Genomic DNA, 19,273 nt, shown 5'->3' with positions numbered 1-19,273 from the left:
CGGACGTCAGGCGGCCACGGCGCGCTCGATCGCGGTGCGGGCGCGGTGCAGCACGGCATCCGAGGCGCCGCGCTGCTCGAGCAGCGCGAGGCCGGCGCCGACGACGGGCCGGGCGTCGACCACGGTCGGCACTGCGTTCGGGAGCCGCTCCGCGAGCCCCTGCCGCACGCCGTCGAGCAGCAGCGGGAGACGCGCGGCGATCATGCCGCCGCCGAGCACGACCGGGATCCGCGCGCGCTCGAGGCCGAGACGCCCGGCGGCGCTCGCCGCCATCCCGACGATCTCCCCGGCCTGGCGCTGCACGAGGGCGCATGCCACGGCGTCGCCCTCGGCGGCAGCGGCGAAGACGGCCGGCACGAGCTCGGACAGCCGCTCCTCGCGGATGCGCCCGAAGTGCACGTCCTCGATGAGCGCGGCGAGGTCGGGGCGTCCCAGGCGCGGCGGGATGGCGGTGGTCAGCACGGTCTCGGGGCCGCGGCCGTCCAGCGCCCGCGCGGCCAGGCGCAGCGCCTCGGTGCCGAGATCGGTGCCCCCGCCCCAGTCGCCCGAGACCGCGCCCCACGCGAGGAAGCGGGCCGTGGCGCCGTCGGCGCGCACGCCGATCGCGTTGAGGCCGGTGCCGCAGACGACGGCGACGGCGTCCGCCGCGAGCGTGCCCGTGCGGAGCAGGGCGAACGTGTCGTTCTCCAGGTGCGCGTCGACGGCGTCGTCGCCGCGGAACCACGGCAGCGGAAGGATCCGCGCCCGGTAGGCGGCGACCTCGGCCTCGTGATCGAGGCCGGAGAGGAACACGCCGACCCTCAGCAGCGGCGCCCCTCCGGCCTCCGTGCGCACCCGCTCCACGGCCTCGTCGACGACGGAGACCGATTCCCCCTCACGGCCCGGGTGCACATCCGAGGGGCCGAGCCGGACATGCGCCACGACCGCCCCCGTCTCGTCGAGGGCGACGGCGTCGGTCTTCGTCCCGCCGCCGTCGACCGCGACGACGATCCCCCGGGCGGGCGCCGCAGGGCGCTCGCGCCCTGCGCGGACCGCCGTGCCGCTCATCGCGCCCATGCCAGGTGATCCCGGTTGTTCGCGAGCAGGAGGTCCGCGAGCTTCTCCGCCCTGTCCCACTGTCCGACCAGCGGATGCGCGAGCAGAGCGCGCTCGACGAGCCCCCGCCCGTGCGCGGCGGACCCGGTGTGCCGTGCGGCGTCGAGGGCGAGCCGCTCATAGCCCGCGACGTGGCCGATCAGCCCCTGCACGTCGGCCGGCAGCGGTGCCACCGGCACGGCGACGGGACCGGCCGCGCCGATCGTGGCCGACACCTCGATGACGTGGTCGTCGGGGAGGAACGGCAGCGTGCCGTCGTTGCGCAGGTTCGCGACCTGCACGTCGCCGCGATCGCTCTGCAGCGAGGCGATGAGATCCACCGCGGCCTCGGAGTAGAACGCGCCGCCGCGCTCGGCGAGGATCGCGGGTTTCGCGTCGACGGACGGATCCGCATAGAGCCGCAGCAGCTCCCGCTCCACCTCCATGACCTTCTCCGCGCGCGGCTGCTCGTGCCGCTGCTCCTCGAAGACGCGGTCGTGCGCGTAGTAGTAGCGGAGGTAGTACGACGGCACCATCGTGAGGTTCTCGAGCAGCGGTGCCGGCATCCCGACTTCGTCCGCGAGCTCGGGAAGGCGGTCCCGCAGCAGGGCGGGCAGCGCGTCGGCGCCGTCCAGCAGCACTCCGCGCTCCCAGGTGAGGTGGTTGAGGCCGACGTGCTCCAGCCGCACGCGGGACGGATCCGCGTCGAGCATGTGCGCGAAGCGTCGCTGGAAGCCGATCGCCACGTTGCACAGGCCGATCGCGCGGTGACCCTCCTCGAGCAGCGCCCGCGTCACGATCCCGACCGGGTTCGTGAAGTCGACGATCCACGCGCCGGGCTTCGCGTGCCGGCGCACGGCCTCCGCGACCTCGAGCACCACGGGCACGGTGCGCAGCGCCTTGGCGAGCCCACCGGGGCCCGTGGTCTCCTGCCCGATGCAGCATGCCTCGTGCGGCCAGGTCTCGTCGCCGAGCCGGGCCGCCTGGCCGCCGATGCGCAGCTGGATCAGCACCACGTCCGCGTCGGCGACGCCCTCGACGAGGTCCGCGGTCGCGCGGATCCGCCCGGGGTGGCCCGCGCGCGCGAACATCCGCCGGGAGATCCCGGCGACCAGCTCCCTGCGGCGGTCGTCCGGATCCACGAGCCAGAGCTCGTCGATCGGCAGCACGTCGCGCAGCCGCGAGAACCCGTCCGTGAGTTCGGGGGTGTAGGTGGATCCCCCTCCGATGACGGTGAGTTTCATGTCAGCCCTTCACGCCGGTCAGATTGATGCCCTCGACGAAGACGCGCTGGGCGAAGAAGAACACGATGACGACGGGGATCGTCACGAGCATGGTCACGGCCATGGTCGTGCCCCAGTCGGTGCCGTGGGTGCCGTGGAAGGTGGAGAGGCCGTAGGCGACCGTCCATGCCGCGGGGTTCTCCGAGGCGTACAGCAGGGGCCCGAAGTAGTCGTTCCACGAGTTGAAGAACAGGAAGATCGCCGCCGAGGCGATGCCGGGCTTGGTCATCGGCACCATCACGCGCCACAGCACGCCCCACTCGCCGTTGCCGTCGATCCGCGCGGCATCGGCATAGGCGGTGGGGATGGTGAGGAAGAACTGCCGCAGCAGGAAGATCGAGAACGCGTCTCCGAGCAGGTTCGGCAGGATCAGCGGCCACAGCGTGCCGGTCAGCCCGAGCTTCGAGAACATCACGTAGACCGGGACGATCGTCACCTGCGGCGGCAGCAGCATCGCGACGATGATCGCGAGGAAGATGACGTTCGCGCCGCGGAAGCGGATCTTCGCCAGCACGTAGGCCGCCGGCACCGAGGAGACCAGCATGAACGCCGTGGCGAGCACCGCGTAGAAGGCGGAGTTCAGGAACCACAGCCCCAGCGGCACCTGCGTGAACGCGCGGACGTAGTTCGAGAGGTCCCATGGCTGCGGCCAGATCGAGGCCGTCAGCGTCTGCCTGCTCGACATGAACGAGGTCAGCAGCACGAACAGGATCGGGGCGAGGAACAGCACCGCGAGCACCGAGAGCACGGTGTGGTCCGCGATCCAGACGAGCATCCGCCGGCCGCCGCGCACCGGGCGAGGGGGACGAGCGGATCCCGTGGTGATGAGGGCGGTCGCCGTCATGAGAAGTCCTCCGGGGAGAAGGCCCGCGACTTGCGCAGGAGCAGGGCCACGAACACGCTCGCGACCACGAACAGCACCACGGCCATGGCGGCGGCGTAGCCGAGCTGGAAGTTGGCGAACCCGCGGACGTAGAGCCACTGCGTATAGGTGAGCAGCGAGTCCTCGGGATAGCCGATGTCGGCGGCGAGTCCGCCGGAGGCGGCGCCGGAGCGGCCGGACGCGACGCCGGAGGCGACCGCGGCCTCGGTGAAGTACTGCAGGGCCGCGATCATGCCGGTGACCAGGGCGAACAGCAGCACGGGCGCGATCGACGGGATCGTCACGTAGCGCACCTTCTGCAGACCGTTCGCCCCGTCGAGGGAGGCCGCCTCGTACTGGTCGCGCGGCACGTTCAGGAGGGCGGCGAGCAGGATGATCATCACGTCGCCCATGACCCACACCCCGAGCAGCACGAGCGAGGGCTTCGCGAGCGCCGGGTCGTTGAACCACAGCGGACCGGGGATCCCGAGGCTCTTCAGCAGGAGGTTGACGGGACCCGTCCCCGGATTGAAGAGGAACACGAACGCGACGACGGACGCCACGGGCGGGACGAGCGCGGGCAGGTAGAAGATCGTGCGCCAGATCCCGCTGGCGCTCCGGGCGCGCAGCAGGAGGCCGGCCACGGCGAGCGCGCAGACGATCCTGATCGGCACGAGGATCACGACGAACCACAGGGTGTTCAGGGCGGCCGTGACGATCCGCGGATCCTTCGTGAACAGGTAGACGTAGTTGCTGAAGCCGTTCCACTGCGGCGCCGAGACGAGGTCGTACCGCGTGAACGAGAAGTACAGGTTCGCCACGAGCGGGTAGACGAAGAAGACGGCGAGGCCGAGGATCGTCGGGGCGAGCATCAGGGCGATGCTCCACCGCCGGCGACGGGCCGCGGAGCCGCGCCGGCGGCGGGCGGCGGTGCCAGGGGCGCGCGGAGGGGTCTCCGCACGCCCCGGAGCGAGCGTCGCCGTCATCACGGGCCTTCGCTCAGCGCGAGCTGGTCGTCGATGTCCTTGTCGACCTTCTTCAGCCCCGCATCGATGTCGCCCCCGCCGCCGGACTGGAACTTCGTCCAGTAGCCGGAGAGCGCCACCTGGTTCGCGCTGCCGATCACGGTCGCCGGGATCGAGGTCAGGTGCGGGCTCTTCGCGATGTCGAGGAACGTGCCGAACTGATCCGGGAGGTCGAGCTTCGACGACGCGAGCGCGTCCTTCGTGGTCGGCACGTTCTTCAGGCCGTTCGCGAGCTTCACGACCGCGTCGGTGTCGAAGGTCAGGTAGCGCAGCAGCGCCCAGGCGGCCTCGGGGTTCTTGGATCCCTTGGAGACGCCCGCGATGGTGCCGGAGGAGTACCCGCCGCCGTAGAGATCCTCGTGACCGTCCAGCACCGGGAACGGCGCGACGCCGTACTTCACGTCGGGCGCCTGATCGGCGAGGAAGGCGACCCGCCACTCCCCGTCGAGGTTCATCGCGAGCTGGCCGGTCTGGAAGGCCTGGCCGGCGGAGAACTCGTCGCCGAGGCCCGCGGTGAAGGCCTTGAGCTTGTCGTAGCCGATCTTGTCGATGAAGCCCTTCTGCCAGGTCATCAGGTCCTTCCAGCCGGGGGAGGACGCGATGGCGCTCTTGCCGTCCTTCATCCACTCCGCGCCGGCTGCGGCGCCGAAGACGGTGGGCGCGTTCTCGTAGGCGCCCATGAGCGGGTTGAAGCCGAGGGTCTTGATGGATCCGTCCGGGTTGTACGTCGTGAGCTTGACGGCCATCGTCTCGAGCTCGCCGAGCGTCTTCGGCGGGGCGCTGTAGCCGGCCGCCTGCAGCAGATCCGTGTTGTAGTAGAGGCCCTGCACGTCGGCGAGCATCGGCAGCGCGCACTGCTTGCCGTCGAACGACGTGTAGCCGCGGGCGACGTCCGACAGCTGGGACAGGTCGACGCCGTCGCGTTGGATGTAGGGGGTCAGATCGCGCAGCGCGCCCGAGGAGCAGAACGCGCCGACATTGTCGACGGCTCCGGAGATGGCGACGTCGAGGCCGTTGCCGGCGGCGATCGCCTTGATGATCTTGTCGTCCTCCTGGCCCGTGCGCACGTCGACCTTCACGTCGGGGTACTTCTTGTGGAAGTCGTCGATCACGGACTGCACGACGCCCGCCTCGCGGTCGCTGAAGAACTCCCACAGCGTGACCGTGCCGGACAGATGATCGGGCGCCTTCGAGGCGATGGCGGTGTCGGATCCGCCGGAGCAGCCGGCGAGGACGACGCCCGCGACGGCGATCGCGGCGACGGCTCCGAGCCGTCTCGTGGTGTGGCGTTTCATGTGAACCTCTCTGTTCATGGGGGCAGTCGCCCCGTCATCGCCGTGGTCCCGGGCGTTCCCCGGGGGTGGTCAGTCGGGCAGGATCCGGCCGCGCAGGCGCGACACGAGCACATGGCGCGCGCCGAGCAGCACCGCGTCGGCGGGTGCGCCGGTGGTGTGCACGATCGGGTTCCAGCTCGAAGAGGCGCGCAGGGCCGCGGAGACGGCGTCGGCCAGCGGCGCCCCGCCGGCGACGCCGGTGGGGCCGCCGAGGATCACGAGCGACGGATCGAGCACCGCGATCACCGGGGTCAGCGCGAAGGCGATGCGCGCGGCCAGCGCGGGAAGGATCCGCTCCTGCTCCGGGACGGAGGCGAGGGCCTCGAGCGCGTGCGGGTAGTCGAGCGGGGTGCCAAGGGCCGTGCTCGCGGCGCGTGCGACCGCGGATCCGCCGACCAGCTCCTGGAGGTCCTCCGCATCCGGGTCGATCGCCATCGCCGTGCGTGGTGCGGGCAGATAGCCGATCTCGCCGGCGCCGCCGGTCGCGCCGTGCAGGATCGCGCCGTCCAGGTCGATGGAGAGGCCGAGGCCCTCGCCGAGCCACAGCAGCGCGAAGCCCGCGGCATCGGTGCCGGCGCCTTCCGCCCGCTCCGCGATCGCGGCGAGGTTCACGTCGTTCTCCAGCGTCACGGCGATGCCGAGGCCCGCCTCGAGCTCGCCGCGGGCGTTCTGCATGGGCCAGCCGTCGAGGGTGTCCGTGAAGTTCAGGCGGTCCGCGGCGGGATCCGTGGCGGCCTGCACGCCGATCACGATCTCGACGATCGCGGCCGAATCCACACCCGCCGCGGCGCAGGCGGCCTCGATCCCGCGGCGGACGTCGCCCTCCGCGGAGCGCGAGTGCGCGGTGTCGAGCGCGACGGTCGCGACCGGGTGCTGCGAACCGCGCGCGTCGACGACGGTCGCGCGCAGCACGGTCTCGTCCACGTCGATCGCGACGCCCAGGGTGTGGTCGAGCCGGACGTCGTAGGTCACCGCGTTCGGTCCGCGGCCGGCGGAGAGCTCGCCCGCGGTGCGGATGAGGCCCGCCTCCTCGAGGCGCGCCACGATCTGCGCCGCGGTCGGCTTGGAGAGCCCGGTCAGCTCGCCGATGCGATTGCGCGTCAGAGGGCCTTCGTCGAGGAGGAGCGCGAGCGCCGCCTGGTCGTTGCGCAGGGCGAGCCAGCCGGGGGTGCCGGGGGCGGGGGAAGGCGTCATCGCAACTCCTGAATATCTAATAGCTAAGTTTCTTTATAGATTCCAGAAGTGACCTCGTCAACCCCCGAGACGGGTCGGATCCGAAGGCGGTGGCGCTCAGGTCGCACTTTCTGCCGCTGAAACCGGGTTTTCGAGGCAGAAAGTGCGACCTGAACGGGCGAAGGGCGAGCGCCCGCGCGTCAGATCCGCTCGGCGAGCCAGGCAGTCTGCCGCAGCCACTGGGCGAAGCCGCCGCCTTCGTGGCCGTTGAACTCGTAGACCTCGATGGACGCGTCCTCCGTGGCGAGATGGTTGTAGGCGGCGAAGACGCTGGACGGCAGCACGATGTCGTCCATGAGGGCCACCGAGAACAGCGCGGGCCGTGTGATGCGTCGGGCGAAGTTCACGCCGTCGAAGTAGGACAGCGTCTGGAAGACCTGCTCGACGCGATCGCGGTGCACCGAGAGGTAGCGCTCGATCTCGCGGAACGGGTGCTCGGGGGTCAGCAGGACCGAGCGGCGGAAGTGGCTCAGGAACGGCACATCGGGCATGACCGCCGCGACGCCGGGGTGCAGTGCCGCCGCGGCGAGGCTGATGCCGCCGCCCTGGCTGCCGCCGGTCACCGCGATCCGCGCCGGATCGGCGAAGGCGAAGTCCTGCACGGCATCCACGAGCAGCACCGCGTCGGTGAACACCCGGCGGTAGTAGTAGTCCTCGGGGCGCGCGATGCCGCGCGTCATGAACCCGGGCGTCGCTCCGTCCGATCCGTGCGGATCCGGGGTGGCGCCGCCGGATCCCCAGCCGGCGCCCTGGCCGCGCGTGTCCATGAGCACGTGCACGTATCCCGAGGCCGCCCACTGCAGGCGCTCGCCGGGGATGCCGCGGCCGCCGCCGTAGCCGAGGTACTCGATGACGACCGGCAGAGGTCCCTCCCGGCGAGGCCGGGTGACCCAGCCGCGGATCCGCTCGCCGCCGAATCCGGAGAACGCGAGGTCCTCGACGACGAGTTGATCGATCGGAGTCGGCGCGGGCGAGAGCTCGGCAGCGGCGGCGAGGCCGCGGGATCCGGCCAGCGTGTCGCGCCAGAACGCGTCGAAGTCGGCGGGTTCGGCGACCTCGGGGCGGTAGGCGAGCAGATCGGCGAGGGGGAGATCGGTCAGCGGCATGCCCGTCAGCCTAGGGGCGATCCGCGCGGCGGGAGCGGAGAACCGGGTGCCCCGTCAGGGCGGCGGCCTGCCGGGCGGCGCCCAGCGCGACGTACTCTCCTGGGGCCGGCGCCTCGACCGGCACGCCGAGGATCGCCGGCGCGATCCGGCGCACCGCCTCGGACTGCGCGCCGCCGCCGATGAGCAGGGCGCGCTCGAGCGGGATGCCGAGACCGCGGAGGGCGTCGAGTCCGGCGCCCAGACCGCGGAGCATGCCCTCCACGGCGGCGCGGGCGAGGTTCGCCCGGGTGGTGGAGGCGAGCGTCATGCCGGTCAGCGTCGCGGTGGCGTCGGGAAGGTTCGGGGTGCGCTCGCCCTCGAAATAGGGGAGCAGGGTCAGCCCGTCCGCGCCGGCGGAGGCGTGCAGCGCGAGGTCGCTGAGCTCGTCGTGCCCGATGCCGAGCAGCGCCGCGGTGACGTCGAGCACGCGCGCCGCGTTCAGCGTCGCCACGAGAGGGAGGAAGTTCCCGGTCGCGTCGGCGAACCCCGCGACGGTGCCGGAGGGATCCGCGATCGGTGCGGCGCTGATCGCGCACACGGTGCCGGAGGTGCCGATGGAGACGACGACGTCGCCCCGCTCCGCGCCGAGACCGAGCGCCGCGGCGGCGTTGTCGCCGGCGCCGGGGCCGACCGCGCGGCCGGCGGGATCCGCGACCGACTCGTCCGGGCCCAGCACGCGCGGCAGGATCGCATCGTGCCCGAGCGCGGCGATGAGCAGCTCCCTGTCGTACGATCCGTCGGCGGGGTTCCAGTATCCGGTTCCGCTCGCGTCGGAGCGGTCGGTGACGAGCTCGTCCATGGCCGGCCCGAGGGGCGAGGTCTGCGCCGGCCCGTAACCGCGCAGCCGCCACGTCAGCCAGTCGTGGGGCAGCGCCACGGCGGCCACGCGCGCGGCGTTCTCCGGCTCCGCGTCCCGCAGCCAGCGCAGCTTCGTGAGCGTGAACGACGCGACGGGGACGAGCCCCGTGCGTGCGGCGAGCTCGTCCGCGCCGAACTCGGCGATCAGATCCTGGGCGGCCTGCGCCGAGCGGGTGTCGTTCCACAGCAGGGCATCGCGGATCACGGATCCGGATGCGTCCAGCGCGACCATGCCGTGCTGCTGGCCGCCGATCGCCCAGGCCGAGACGTCGTCGATCCCGCCGGCGTCGGCGATCGCGGCGTTCAGCGCGCGCCACCACGCCTCGGGGTCGACGGAGGTCCCGTCCGGATGCGCGGCCCTCCCGGTGCGCACGACGGATCCGGATCCGGCGTCGACGATCACGACCTTGCAGGACTGGGTGGACGAGTCCACGCCCATCACGAGCGGCACGGGGCTTCCTTTCGCGGGGTTCGAGGTGTCGACGCCCCTCCGTGGCACCGAGGCCCCCTCTGCGCAGCGCATCTGAGAGGGGGCCTCGGCACCGAGAGGGGGCGTCGAGGGGAGTGGACTCAGCGGGCGCCGAGGAGGTGCTCGGTGGCGAGCTGCTGCAGGCGCACGAACCCGAAGCCCTTGCCACCGAAGTACGCGTCCGTGTCGAAGTCCTCGTAGGCGGAGCGGTCGGCGAGCAGGGCGTCGTAGCCCTCACCCGACGCGAGGGTCGGTGCGGAGAGCTCGTCGACGCGCGACGCGGCCAGCGCCTCCTGCACCTCGGGGTCGGCGCGGAACGCCGCGGCGCGCTCCTTGAGCAGCAGGTACGTGCGCATGTTCGCGCTCGCCGAATCCCACACGCCGGATTCGTCCTCGGTGCGACTCGGCTTGTAGTCGAAGTGGCGCGGGCCGTCGTAGGCGGGCACGCCGCCCGGCCCGCCGTTCTCGAGCAGGTCGACGAGGGCGAACGCGTTGTGCAGGTCGCCGTGGCCGAACACCAGATCCTGGTCGTACTTGATGCCGCGCTGTCCGTTCAGGTCGATGTGGAAGAGCTTGCCGTGGTACAGCGCCTGCGCGATGCCGGCGGCGAAGTTGAGCCCCGCCATCTGCTCATGGCCGACCTCGGGGTTGAGGCCCACGAGCTCGGGGCGCTCGAGGGAGTCGATGAACGCGAGCGCGTGGCCCAGCGTCGGCAGCAGGATGTCGCCGCGGGGCTCGTTCGGCTTCGGCTCGATCGCGAAGCGGATGTCGTATCCCTTGTCGGTCACGTAGTCGCCGAGGAGGTTCACGGCCTCGCGGTAGCGCTCCAGTGCCGAGCGGATGTCCTTGGCGGAGTCGTACTCCGCGCCCTCCCTGCCGCCCCACATGACGAACGTCTTCGCCCCGAGCTCGGCGCCGAGGTCGAGCTGGCGCAGGACCTTGCGCAGCGCGTAGCGGCGCACGGCGCGGTCGTTCGAGGTGAAGCCGCCGTCCTTGAAGACCGGGGCGCTGAACAGGTTCGTCGTCACCATCGGCACCACGAGCCCGGTGTCGGCCAGGGCGCCCGTGAGGCGGTCGATCTGGGTCTGCCGCTCGGCGTCGGCGGATCCGAACGCGAACAGGTCGTCGTCGTGGAAGGTCAGGCCGTAGGCGCCGAGCTCCGCCAGCTTCTCCACGGCGTGGACGACGTCGAGGGCCGGGCGGGTCGGGCCGCCGAACGGGTCGGCGCCGTTGTAGCCGACGGTCCAGAGACCGAACGAGAACTTGTCCTCGCGGGTGGGGGTGAGTGACATGGTGATCCGCCTTCAGCGACGTCGGTGAAATGTTGTAGCAGCGAACATATCAGCGAGGTCGAGCGTCCGCAACGTCCGGCGGATCCGTGCTCAGCGGCGGGCGGCGGCCGTCGAGTTCCGCACGATCAACTCGGCCGGCATCCGCACGTGCTCCCGCGGCGCCCCGTCGAGCATCGCCAGCAGCAGGTTCACCGCCGCCGCGCCCATCTCGGCGAGCGGCTGTCGCACGGTCGTGAGCTGGGGCGTGTGCGCCGCAGCCTCCGGCACGTCGTCGAAGCCCACGACGGAGAGGTCGTCCGGAACGCGCAGGCCGCGCTCGGCGGCGACGCGGATCATCTCGATCGCGGACAGGTCGTTGGCGGCGAACACCGCGGTGGGCGGGTCTGCGAGATCGAGGAGCGCGTGGGCGCCGGCGGTCGAGGCGGCGGCGCGATAGCCGCCGTCCACGACGAGCGCCGGGTCGAACGGGATGCCGGCCTCGTCGAGCGCCCGCCGGTAGCCGTCCTCCCGCTGATGCGCCGACTCGAGGTCCGTCCGGCCGCGCAGGTGCGCGATGCGCCGGTGCCCGAGGGCGACCAGGTGCGCGGTCGCCGCGCGCGCCCCGTCGACGTTCAGGACGCTCACGCTCGCGGGCCCCTCGGAGGATCCCTCATGGGGGTCGATCGCCACGATCGGCACGGCCCCCTCGGCCGGCGTCGTGGTCGGCGTGACCAGGATCGCTCCGTCGATCAGGGTTCCACCCAGGCGCGACAGGGACCGGCGCTCCCAGCCGCGGTGGTCGCCGGCGGACACGGTCCCCGCGTAGGCCAGCACGTCGAACCGCGTCCCCTGCAGGGCCGTCGAAACGCCCTGCAGCAGTTGGACGGCGAAGGGCTCGAACTCGGCCACGAGCACCCCGATCACGTCGGTGCGGCGGCGTCGCATCGACGTCGCGACCAGCGAACTCTCGTAGCCGAGCCGCTCGACGACCTCCTGGACGTGCGCGAGCGTGGTCGGCGCGACCCCGTCGCGGCCGTTGATCGCCTTCGAGACGGTCGCGACCGAGACGCCCGCGGCCCGGGCGACGTCGTGGATCGTGATGCGTGGGCTCATCGCATCAATCTATCGAGCGAAAACGTTATCGATATCGTTTGACATGCGGGCGATCCGGGTGCCAGAGTAGGCCGACGGCACATTCGCTGTAGTCGACAACAAATTGTCGGCGCGGTGCTGGAACTCGATGATGAGGAGAAAGACAGCATGAAGATCCGCAAGGTGCTGACCGCCGCCGTGGCAGTCGCAGCCGTGGGAGCGATCGTCCTCACCGGCTGCTCCGGAGGCTCGGGCAGCGGCGATACCGGGGGCAAGCAGACGCTGACCGTGTGGCAGAACTCGACCACGGGGGACGGCAAGCAGTTCTGGACCGACGCGGCGGCGGCGTTCCAGAAGGCCAACCCCGACGTGACGGTGAAGGTCACGTCGATCCAGAACGAGGACATGGACGGCAAGCTGCAGACCGCCGTCAACTCGGGCGACATGCCCGACGTCTTCATGGCGCGCGGCGGCAGCAAGCTCGCCGACGTCGTGGCCGCAGGCAAGGTCAAGGACCTGTCGGACAAGATCGATCCCGATGTCAAGAAGGCGATCGGAGACGCGGCGCTGAGCGCGTTCACCGTCGACGGCAAGCTCTACGGCGTGCCCATGGCGGTGCTGCCCGGCGGTCTCTTCTACAGCAAGGATCTGTTCGCGAAGGCGGGCATCACCGAGACCCCGAAGACCATGGACGACCTCGAGGCCGCCATCACCAAGCTCAAGGCCGCAGGCATCGCGCCGATCGCGCTCGGTGCGAAGGACGCCTGGCCGGCCGCGCACTGGTACTACTTCTTCGCCGTGCGCGCCTGCGGCAAGGACCTCATCACGAACCTCGCCACCAAGAAGGACTTCACTGACGGCTGCTGGCTGACCGCGGCGAACAACCTGCAGAAGTTCGCGCAGGTCGAGCCGTTCAACGAGGGCTTCCTCACCACCTCGGCCCAGCAGGGCGCCAACTCGTCCGCCGGCCTGGTCGCCAACCACAAGGCGGCGATGGAGCTCATGGGCGCCTGGGACCCGGGCGTGATCGCGAGCCTGACACCCGACAAGAAGCCGCTGGCGGACCTCGACTGGTTCCCGTTCCCCGAGGTCTCGGGGGGCAAGGGCGAGCCGGGCGCGATGATGGGCGGCGTCGACGGATACTCCTGCTCCGAGAAGTCCCCGTCCTCCTGCGAGAAGTTCCTCAACTTCGTCTCGTCGAAGGCGCAGCAGGAGAACTACGCGAAGGCGTTCCAGACCATCCCCGCCAACCAGGACGCGAAGGGGGCCGTCGACAACGCGTCGCTCACGCCGCTCATGGAGGCGTACGGAAGCGCCCCCTACGTGGCGCTCTGGCTCGACACCGCCCTCGGACAGAACGTCGGCAACGCGCTGAACACCGGCGTGGTCGAGATGCTCGCCGGTCAGGGCGACCCCAAGAACCTCCTCCAGAAGATCACCGACGCCGCGGCGAGAGGCTGAGCGAGAGCGATGACCGGCACCCAGGTGATGGCCGAGGCCGTGCCTGAGAGCGATCGCCGCACCGGGACCGGGACCACCCCGGCTCCGGTGCGGCGAGCACGCGCCGACTGGCGCAAGCGTGGTGAGATCGCGCTGCTCTCGGGGCCCGCCCTGCTGATGTTCGTCGGATTCGTCATCCTCCCGGTGGGGATGGCATCCGTCTACGGGTTCTTCAAGTGGAACGGGTTCGGCTGGCCGACGCAGTTCGTCGGCCTCGACAACTACATCCACATGTGGCAGGACCACACCTTCCGCGACGCGGTGGTGCACAACTTCGCGATCGTCGTGCTCTCCCTCGTGCTGCAGGGGCCGATCGCGATCCTGTTCGCGCTCCTGCTGAATCAGAAGTTCCGCGGGCGATCGCTCATCCGCGTGCTGATCTTCGTGCCGTACGTGATCTCCGAGGTCATCGTCGGCACGGGGTGGAGCCTGATGATGCAGGACGCCGGCGCGCTGAACTCGCTGCTCGGCAAGCTCGGACTCGGCTTCCTCCAGCAGTCCTGGCTCGCGGATCCGAAGCTCGCCCTGTGGACGCTGATGATCATCATCACCTGGAAGTACATCGGCTTCGCGGTCATCCTCATGCTCGCGGGGATGCAGTCCATCCCCGAGGAGCTCTTCGAAGCGGCGGCGATCGACGGCGCCGGATTCTGGAAGATCCAGTGGAACATCACCGTGCCGCTGCTGGGCCCGACGATCCGAATATGGGCGTTCCTGTCGATCATCGGCGCCCTGCAGCTCTTCGACCTCGTCAACATCATCTGGGGGCAGTACATCTCCGCGACGGCGGGCACCTCCACGATGGCGACGTACATGTACCAGAACGGGCATCTGGCCGGCAGCTACGGCTTCGGCAACGCGGTCGCGGTGATGCTCTTCCTGATCACCCTCGTCGTCGCCCTGATCTATCAGCGGTTCGTGCTCCGGCGCGACACCGACGGCGCCCTGACGGGCGACAGCGGAAAGGCCCGCAGATGACCACCGACACCCTCCGCACCACTGCCGTCGTGCAGCCGCGCGGCCGCAGGGGCGTCCGCCGCTCGGAGAAGGCGCCCTGGGGGAGCCCGGGGCTGTACCTGATCGCGATCGTGCTCGTGACGATCTGCATCACACCCGTGCTCTACATCATCATCGGCGGGTTCCGCACGAACTCGCAGATCACGAAGGATCCGTCCGGCTTCCCCGCCCCGTGGCAGTTCTCCAACTACTCCGACGTGCTCGCCGGATCCGAGTTCTGGACCGCCCTGGTCAACTCGACCGTCGTGGCGATCGGCACGACCGCCGGCGCCGTGCTGCTCGGCGTGATGGCGGCGTACGTGCTCGCCCGGTACGAGTTCGCCGCCAAGCCGGTCATGTACTCGCTGTTCGCCGCCGGGCTGATGTTCCCCGTCACCGTCGCGATCACCCCGCTGTACCTGCTGATCCGCAACCTCGGCCTGGTGAACAGCCTGGCCGGCATCATCGTGCCGCAGATCGCGTTCGCGCTCCCGACGACGATCATCATCCTCGTGCCGTTCCTGAAGGCGATCCCGAAGGAGCTCGAGGAGGCCGCGGCGATCGACGGCGCGTCACGCCTCGGCTTCTTCTGGCGGATGGTGATCCCGCTCAGCCTGCCCGGCGTCGTCACCGTCGGCATCCTCGCCTTCGTCGGGTCCTGGAACGGCTACATGCTGCCGCTGTTCATCCTCAACGATCCGAGCCTGTTCACGCTGCCGCTCGGCGTGCAGAACTTCTCCTCGCAGTACTCGGTCGACACCGCCCGCGTGCTCGCCTACACCTCGCTGTCGATGCTGCCCGCGCTCATCTTCTTCAGCCTCTTCGAACGCCGCATCGTGGGCGGCCTGACCGGCGCGGTGAAGGGCTGAGCATGGCTTCGGACACTTCCCTGGAGACCTTCCCCTCGACGGAGGAGATCCCGGCGTTCCCGATCGCGTCCGAACGCGTGGGGGCGCTCCTCGCCCGGATGACGCTCGAGGAGAAGGCGGCGCAGCTCGTCGGCTACTGGCTCGACCAGGGCGGCGAGGTCGTGGCCCCGCTGCAGAACGAGATGGCCGCCGCGGGCCGCCACGACACCCTGGCGGACGTGACCCGCAACGGCATCGGCCACTACACGCGTGTGTACGGCACCCGGCCTGTGGAGCCGGCCGAGCGCGCCGCCTGGCTGTGGGCCGAGCAGCGCAGGCTCAAGCGCGAGACGCGTCTCGGCATCCCCGCGCTCGTGCACGAGGAGTGCCTCACGGGCCTCGCCGCGTGGAAGGCGGCGACGTTCCCGACGCCCCTCGCCTGGGGCGCCTCGTTCGACCAGGAGCTGGTCGCCGAGATGGGCGCGCTCATCGGCGATTCGATGCGGCGGCTCGGCGTCCACCAGGGCCTCGCGCCGGTGCTCGACGTCGTCCGCGATCCCCGCTGGGGACGGGTCGACGAGTGCATCGGCGAGGATCCGTATCTGGTCGGGACGATCGGGACCGCCTACGTGCGGGGGCTGCAGTCCGCGGGCGTGCACGCCACGCTGAAGCACTTCCTCGGCTACTCCGGATCCCGCGCGGGCCGCAACCACGCGCCCGTCTCCGCGGGGCCGCGCGAGGTCGCCGACGTCTTCCTGCCGCCGTTCGAGATGGCGATCCGCGACGGCGGCGTGCGCAGCGTCATGAACAGCTACGCCGAGATCGACGGCGTGCCGGTCGCCTCGAATCCGGAGCTGCTGACCGGCGTGCTCCGGGAGCGCCTCGGCTTCGACGGCGTCGTGGTGGCCGACTACTTCGCCGTCGCCTTCCTCGAGGTCATGCATGCCGTCGCGGCGGACAGGGGCGAGGCCGCGGAGCTCGCGCTGCGGGCCGGGATCGACGTCGAGCTGCCCTCGGGCGACGCCTTTGCGGCGCCGCTGATCGACCGGATCCGCGCGGGCGCGCTCGACGAGGCGTATCTGGACCGCGCGGTGATCCGGGTCCTCGCTCAGAAGGAGCAGCTCGGCCTGCTCGAGGCCGATGCCTTCGAGGACGAGCCGCCGTCCGCCGTCGATCTCGACACCCCGCAGCACCGCGACCTCGCGCGCCGGCTCGCGGCCGCATCGCTCGTGCTGCTGTCCAACGACGGCACGCTGCCGCTCGCCGGGACGGCCCGGCGGATCGCCCTCATCGGCCCGAACGCCGATCGCACTGAGGCCCTGCAGGGCTGCTACTCGTTCGCGAACCACGTGCTCGCCCACCACCCGGACCACGAGCTCGGCATCGAGATCCCGACCGTCCGCGAGGCGCTCGCCGCCGCCCTCCCCGCCGCGCAGATCGTGCACGTCCGCGGGGCCGAGGTCGAGGGCGACGACCGCACGGGGCTCGCCGAGGCGGAGCGGGCCGCCGCAGCCGCCGACGTCGCGGTCGTCGTGGTCGGCGACCAGGCCGGCCTCTTCGGGCGCGGCACCGTCGGGGAGGGCAACGACGTGGAGTCGCTGGATCTGCTCGGCGTGCAGCGCGACCTCGTCGAGCGGGTCGTGGCGACGGGGACCCCCGTGGTCATGGTCGTGCTCTCCGGTCGCCCCTACGCGATCGACTGGGCGCTCGACGTCGGCCCGGCACGACCCGCGGCCGTGCTGCAGGCCTTCTTCCCGGGGGAGGAGGGCGGCGCGGCGATCGCGGACGTGCTGACCGGCGCGACGACGCCGTCCGGACGCCTGCCGCTCAGCCTGCCGCGGTCCTCGGGCGCGCAGCCCTACAGCTATCTGCATCCGATCCTGGGCGGGCCCTCGGACGTGACCTCGGCGGATCCTTCGCCGCTGCGGCCGTTCGGCTTCGGGCTGTCCTACACGACCTTCGCGTACGACGCGTTCGAGGTCTCGGACGTGGCGCCGACGAGCGGGGCGTTCGCCGCCTCGGTGGTCGTGGCGAACACGGGCGCTCGGCGGGGGGCCGAGGTCGTGCAGCTGTACGGGCGGGACGTCGTCGCGAGCGTGACCCGCCCTGTCGCGCAGCTGCTCGGCTACGCGCGGGTGGAACTCGATCCGGGTGAGCGCCGCACGGTGCGGTTCGAGGTGCCCTCCGCCCGGTTCGCGTTCAGCGACCGCGGCCTGACGCGGGTCGTCGAACCGGGGGAGGTGCGCGTGTGGGCCGCGGCTCACGCCGAGGCCTCCGCCCCGGCGCCGGAGATCGCGGGGATCACCGGGGGCGCCATCACGAACGAGCGCGCTGCCCGGCGCCGCATCCTCCCCGGCGCCGCCACGCCCGCGCTGCCCGTCGTGCTCACCGGGGACGTGCACGCGGTGACCGCCGCGGACGCCCGGGTGGTGGAGGTGTCGATCGCGTGATCGAGGTCGACAATCCGATCCTGCCGGGATGCCATCCGGATCCGTCGGTCTGCCGGGTGGGCGAGTGGTACTACCTGGTCAGTTCGACCTTCGAGTACCTTCCCGGCCTTCCGGTGCTGCGCTCGCGCGACCTGGTGCGGTGGGAGACGATCGGGCACGTGGTCGACCGGCCGGGGATGCTCGAGTTCGACGGGATCGGATCCTCCGGGGGACTCTACGCACCGACGATCCGACACGGCCTCGGCCTGTACTGGGTCGTGTGCGCGCTCGTGGACCGGGATGATGCGTCCCGGGGCGGCAACTTCCTCGTCACCGCGACGGATCCGGCGGGGCCGTGGAGCGATCCGGTCATGCTCGACGCCGGGGGCATCGACCCGTCGATCGCGTTCGACGACGACGGGCGCGTCTGGCTGCACGGCACCCGCCTGGCCGCGGAGCCGGAGTGGCCCGACCAGACCGAGGTGTGGGTGCGGGAGTACTCGCCGGCGCGGCAGGCGCTCGTCGGCGAGGAGCACGTGATCTGGCGCGGGGCGGTGCGCGGCGCCGTCTGGGCCGAAGGGCCGCATCTGTACCGGATCGATGGGCGCTGGTTCCTGATCGCGGCGGAGGGCGGCACCGAGTTCCACCACGCGGTGAGCGTGGCGCGCGCCGACCGGATCACCGGGCCCTACGTCGGCAATCGGGCGAACCCGGTCTTCACGCATCGGCACCTCGGCCGCACGAGCGAGGTGATCGGCGCGGGGCACGCCGACCTCGTCCAGGCCCCCGACGGGTCCTGGCAGGCGGTGATGCTCGCGATGCGCGCGGCCGACGGCCGGCATTACCCGCTCGGACGGGAGACGTTCCTGTGCCCGCTGTCCTGGGAGGACGGCTGGCCCGTGTTCGCGCCGGGCGAGGGCCGGCTTCCGCGCACGGTCCGGATCCCCTGGCCGGCGTCCGCGGCGCCGCCCGGATCCTGGCAGCCCGACGACCGCGTCGCGGGCGTCATCGCGCCCGCCGATCCGCGGTGGACCGCCCTGCGCGCCCTGCCCGCCGAGGTCGCCGTCGCCGAGGGCGGCGCGTGGCGGCTGCCCGTGCGCGCCACCTCGTTGCGGGAGGCGTCGGCGCCGGCGTTCCTCGGGGTGAGGCAGCAGCATCAGGACGTCGAGGTGCGCTGCGTGCTGGACGTGCGCGGTCTCGCGGAGGGCGAGAGCGCGGGCCTCGTCCTGCGGCAGTCCGAGCGGGATCACGTGACGCTCTTCGTCAGCCGCACCGCGGAAGGGCTGCTGCTGTCGTCCGAACGCCGCCGCGCCGGCGACGCGCTGCGGCAGGATCACGGTGCGCCGGCGGATGCCGATGAGGTGGAGTTCGCGTTGAGCGGGCGCGGCTACGACTACGTGCTCCGGCATGAGGGCGTCGCGCTCGTCACCGCGGACGGGCGGGAGCTGGACGCCTCCGCCACGGGCGGGTTCCTCGGACTCTGGATCGGTGTCCATGCGACGAGCGGCGGGGCGGATCCCCGCGGAGAGGCGCGCGTGACCCGTTTCGAGTACGCGCCGGCGCGGCCGGGACGGCGCGATCGGTAGCCTGGAGTCCCACCCCGTGCAGGAAGCGAGACGCCGGATGAACGAACGCGCCACGACCGTCGAGGGGGTGCGGCGCACCAACCTCGCCGAAGTGCTGCGCCTCGTGCATCACTCCGGTCCTCGCTCGCGCGCGGTGATCACCGCGGAGACCGGGCTGAACCGCTCCACGGTCTCGGACCTCGTCGGACGCCTGGTCGAGGCGGGCCTCGTCCAGGAGCACGAGCCCGATCCCACCCGCAGAGTGGGCCGTCCCTCGCCGGTGGTCGCG

At 71.5% G+C, this 19,273-nt stretch carries 16 protein-coding genes; 6 read left to right on the top strand and 10 right to left on the bottom strand.

Translation table 11 applies throughout. The annotated features are described in order from the left end of the window. Positions 1 to 6 precede the first annotated feature (6 nt). From B7X32_RS07590 to B7X32_RS07545, 10 genes are all read right to left on the bottom strand, one after another. Positions 7 to 1,047 (bottom strand): BadF/BadG/BcrA/BcrD ATPase family protein, encoded by a 1,041-nt coding sequence (locus B7X32_RS07590; protein WP_292718186.1) that lies wholly within the window; start codon positions 1,045 to 1,047, stop codon positions 7 to 9. Further along, positions 1,044 to 2,318 carry a 6-phospho-beta-glucosidase gene (locus tag B7X32_RS07585; protein WP_292718184.1) on the bottom strand — a complete coding sequence of 425 codons (1,275 nt, stop codon included), beginning with the start codon at positions 2,316 to 2,318 and terminating at the stop codon, positions 1,044 to 1,046. Before B7X32_RS07585 ends, B7X32_RS07590 begins: the two co-directional genes overlap by 4 nt. A 1-nt stretch (position 2,319) precedes the next feature. Next, positions 2,320 to 3,201, bottom strand: coding sequence for a carbohydrate ABC transporter permease (locus B7X32_RS07580; protein WP_292718182.1), 882 nt, complete (start codon positions 3,199 to 3,201; stop codon positions 2,320 to 2,322). Further along, positions 3,198 to 4,205, bottom strand: a complete 1,008-nt coding sequence (locus tag B7X32_RS07575; RefSeq protein ID WP_292718180.1) for a sugar ABC transporter permease — start codon at positions 4,203 to 4,205, stop codon at positions 3,198 to 3,200. The genes B7X32_RS07580 and B7X32_RS07575 overlap by 4 nt, the downstream gene beginning before the upstream one ends. Beyond that, entirely contained in the window at positions 4,205 to 5,539 is a 1,335-nt protein-coding gene (locus B7X32_RS07570) for an ABC transporter substrate-binding protein (RefSeq protein WP_292718178.1), read from the bottom strand. Before B7X32_RS07570 ends, B7X32_RS07575 begins: the two co-directional genes overlap by 1 nt. A gap of 69 nt (positions 5,540 to 5,608) precedes the next feature. Then, positions 5,609 to 6,772, bottom strand: coding sequence for an ROK family transcriptional regulator (locus tag B7X32_RS07565; RefSeq protein WP_292718176.1), 1,164 nt, complete (start codon positions 6,770 to 6,772; stop codon positions 5,609 to 5,611). Positions 6,773 to 6,951: 179 nt separating this feature from the next. Further along, positions 6,952 to 7,917 carry an acetylxylan esterase gene (locus B7X32_RS07560; protein ID WP_292718174.1) on the bottom strand — a complete coding sequence of 322 codons (966 nt, stop codon included), beginning with the start codon at positions 7,915 to 7,917 and terminating at the stop codon, positions 6,952 to 6,954. A 10-nt stretch (positions 7,918 to 7,927) separates the two neighbouring features. After that, the gene (gene xylB, locus B7X32_RS07555; RefSeq protein WP_292718172.1) at positions 7,928 to 9,265 is read right to left on the bottom strand and encodes a xylulokinase; all 1,338 of its coding nucleotides are present in this window, start codon (positions 9,263 to 9,265) and stop codon (positions 7,928 to 7,930) included. A gap of 119 nt (positions 9,266 to 9,384) precedes the next feature. Further along, on the bottom strand, positions 9,385 to 10,575 hold the full coding sequence (gene xylA / locus B7X32_RS07550; protein ID WP_292718170.1) for a xylose isomerase: 1,191 nt from the start codon (positions 10,573 to 10,575) through the stop codon (positions 9,385 to 9,387). Positions 10,576 to 10,665: 90 nt separating this feature from the next. Beyond that, on the bottom strand, positions 10,666 to 11,667 hold the full coding sequence (locus B7X32_RS07545) for a LacI family DNA-binding transcriptional regulator (protein ID WP_292718168.1): 1,002 nt from the start codon (positions 11,665 to 11,667) through the stop codon (positions 10,666 to 10,668). 147 nt (positions 11,668 to 11,814) lie between these two features. Here B7X32_RS07545 and B7X32_RS07540 point away from each other — a divergent pair, with 147 nt between their 5' ends. From B7X32_RS07540 to B7X32_RS07515, 6 genes are all read left to right on the top strand, one after another. Further along, positions 11,815 to 13,107: an extracellular solute-binding protein gene (locus B7X32_RS07540; protein ID WP_292718166.1), complete on the top strand. Its 1,293-nt coding sequence runs from the start codon at positions 11,815 to 11,817 to the stop codon at positions 13,105 to 13,107. Between the two features lie 9 nt (positions 13,108 to 13,116). Beyond that, positions 13,117 to 14,124, top strand: coding sequence for a sugar ABC transporter permease (locus B7X32_RS07535; protein ID WP_292718164.1), 1,008 nt, complete (start codon positions 13,117 to 13,119; stop codon positions 14,122 to 14,124). After that, positions 14,121 to 15,011: a carbohydrate ABC transporter permease gene (locus B7X32_RS07530; RefSeq protein ID WP_292718149.1), complete on the top strand. Its 891-nt coding sequence runs from the start codon at positions 14,121 to 14,123 to the stop codon at positions 15,009 to 15,011. Before B7X32_RS07535 ends, B7X32_RS07530 begins: the two co-directional genes overlap by 4 nt. 2 nt (positions 15,012 to 15,013) lie before the next feature. Then, positions 15,014 to 17,440: a glycoside hydrolase family 3 N-terminal domain-containing protein gene (locus B7X32_RS07525; RefSeq protein WP_292718147.1), complete on the top strand. Its 2,427-nt coding sequence runs from the start codon at positions 15,014 to 15,016 to the stop codon at positions 17,438 to 17,440. Continuing rightward, positions 17,437 to 19,005 (top strand): glycoside hydrolase family 43 protein, encoded by a 1,569-nt coding sequence (locus B7X32_RS07520; protein ID WP_292718146.1) that lies wholly within the window; start codon positions 17,437 to 17,439, stop codon positions 19,003 to 19,005. The genes B7X32_RS07525 and B7X32_RS07520 overlap by 4 nt, the downstream gene beginning before the upstream one ends. Positions 19,006 to 19,042: 37 nt before the next feature. Next, a partial coding sequence (locus tag B7X32_RS07515) for a helix-turn-helix domain-containing protein (RefSeq protein ID WP_292718144.1) occupies positions 19,043 to 19,273 on the top strand: 231 nt, incomplete at its 3' end.

Origin of the sequence: Microbacterium sp. 13-71-7, from assembly GCF_002257455.1 — a bacterium.
Lineage (GTDB): Bacteria > Actinomycetota > Actinomycetes > Actinomycetales > Microbacteriaceae > Microbacterium.
Note: the sequence above shows the minus strand (reverse complement) of the source record. Positions and strands in the feature narration are given on the sequence as shown.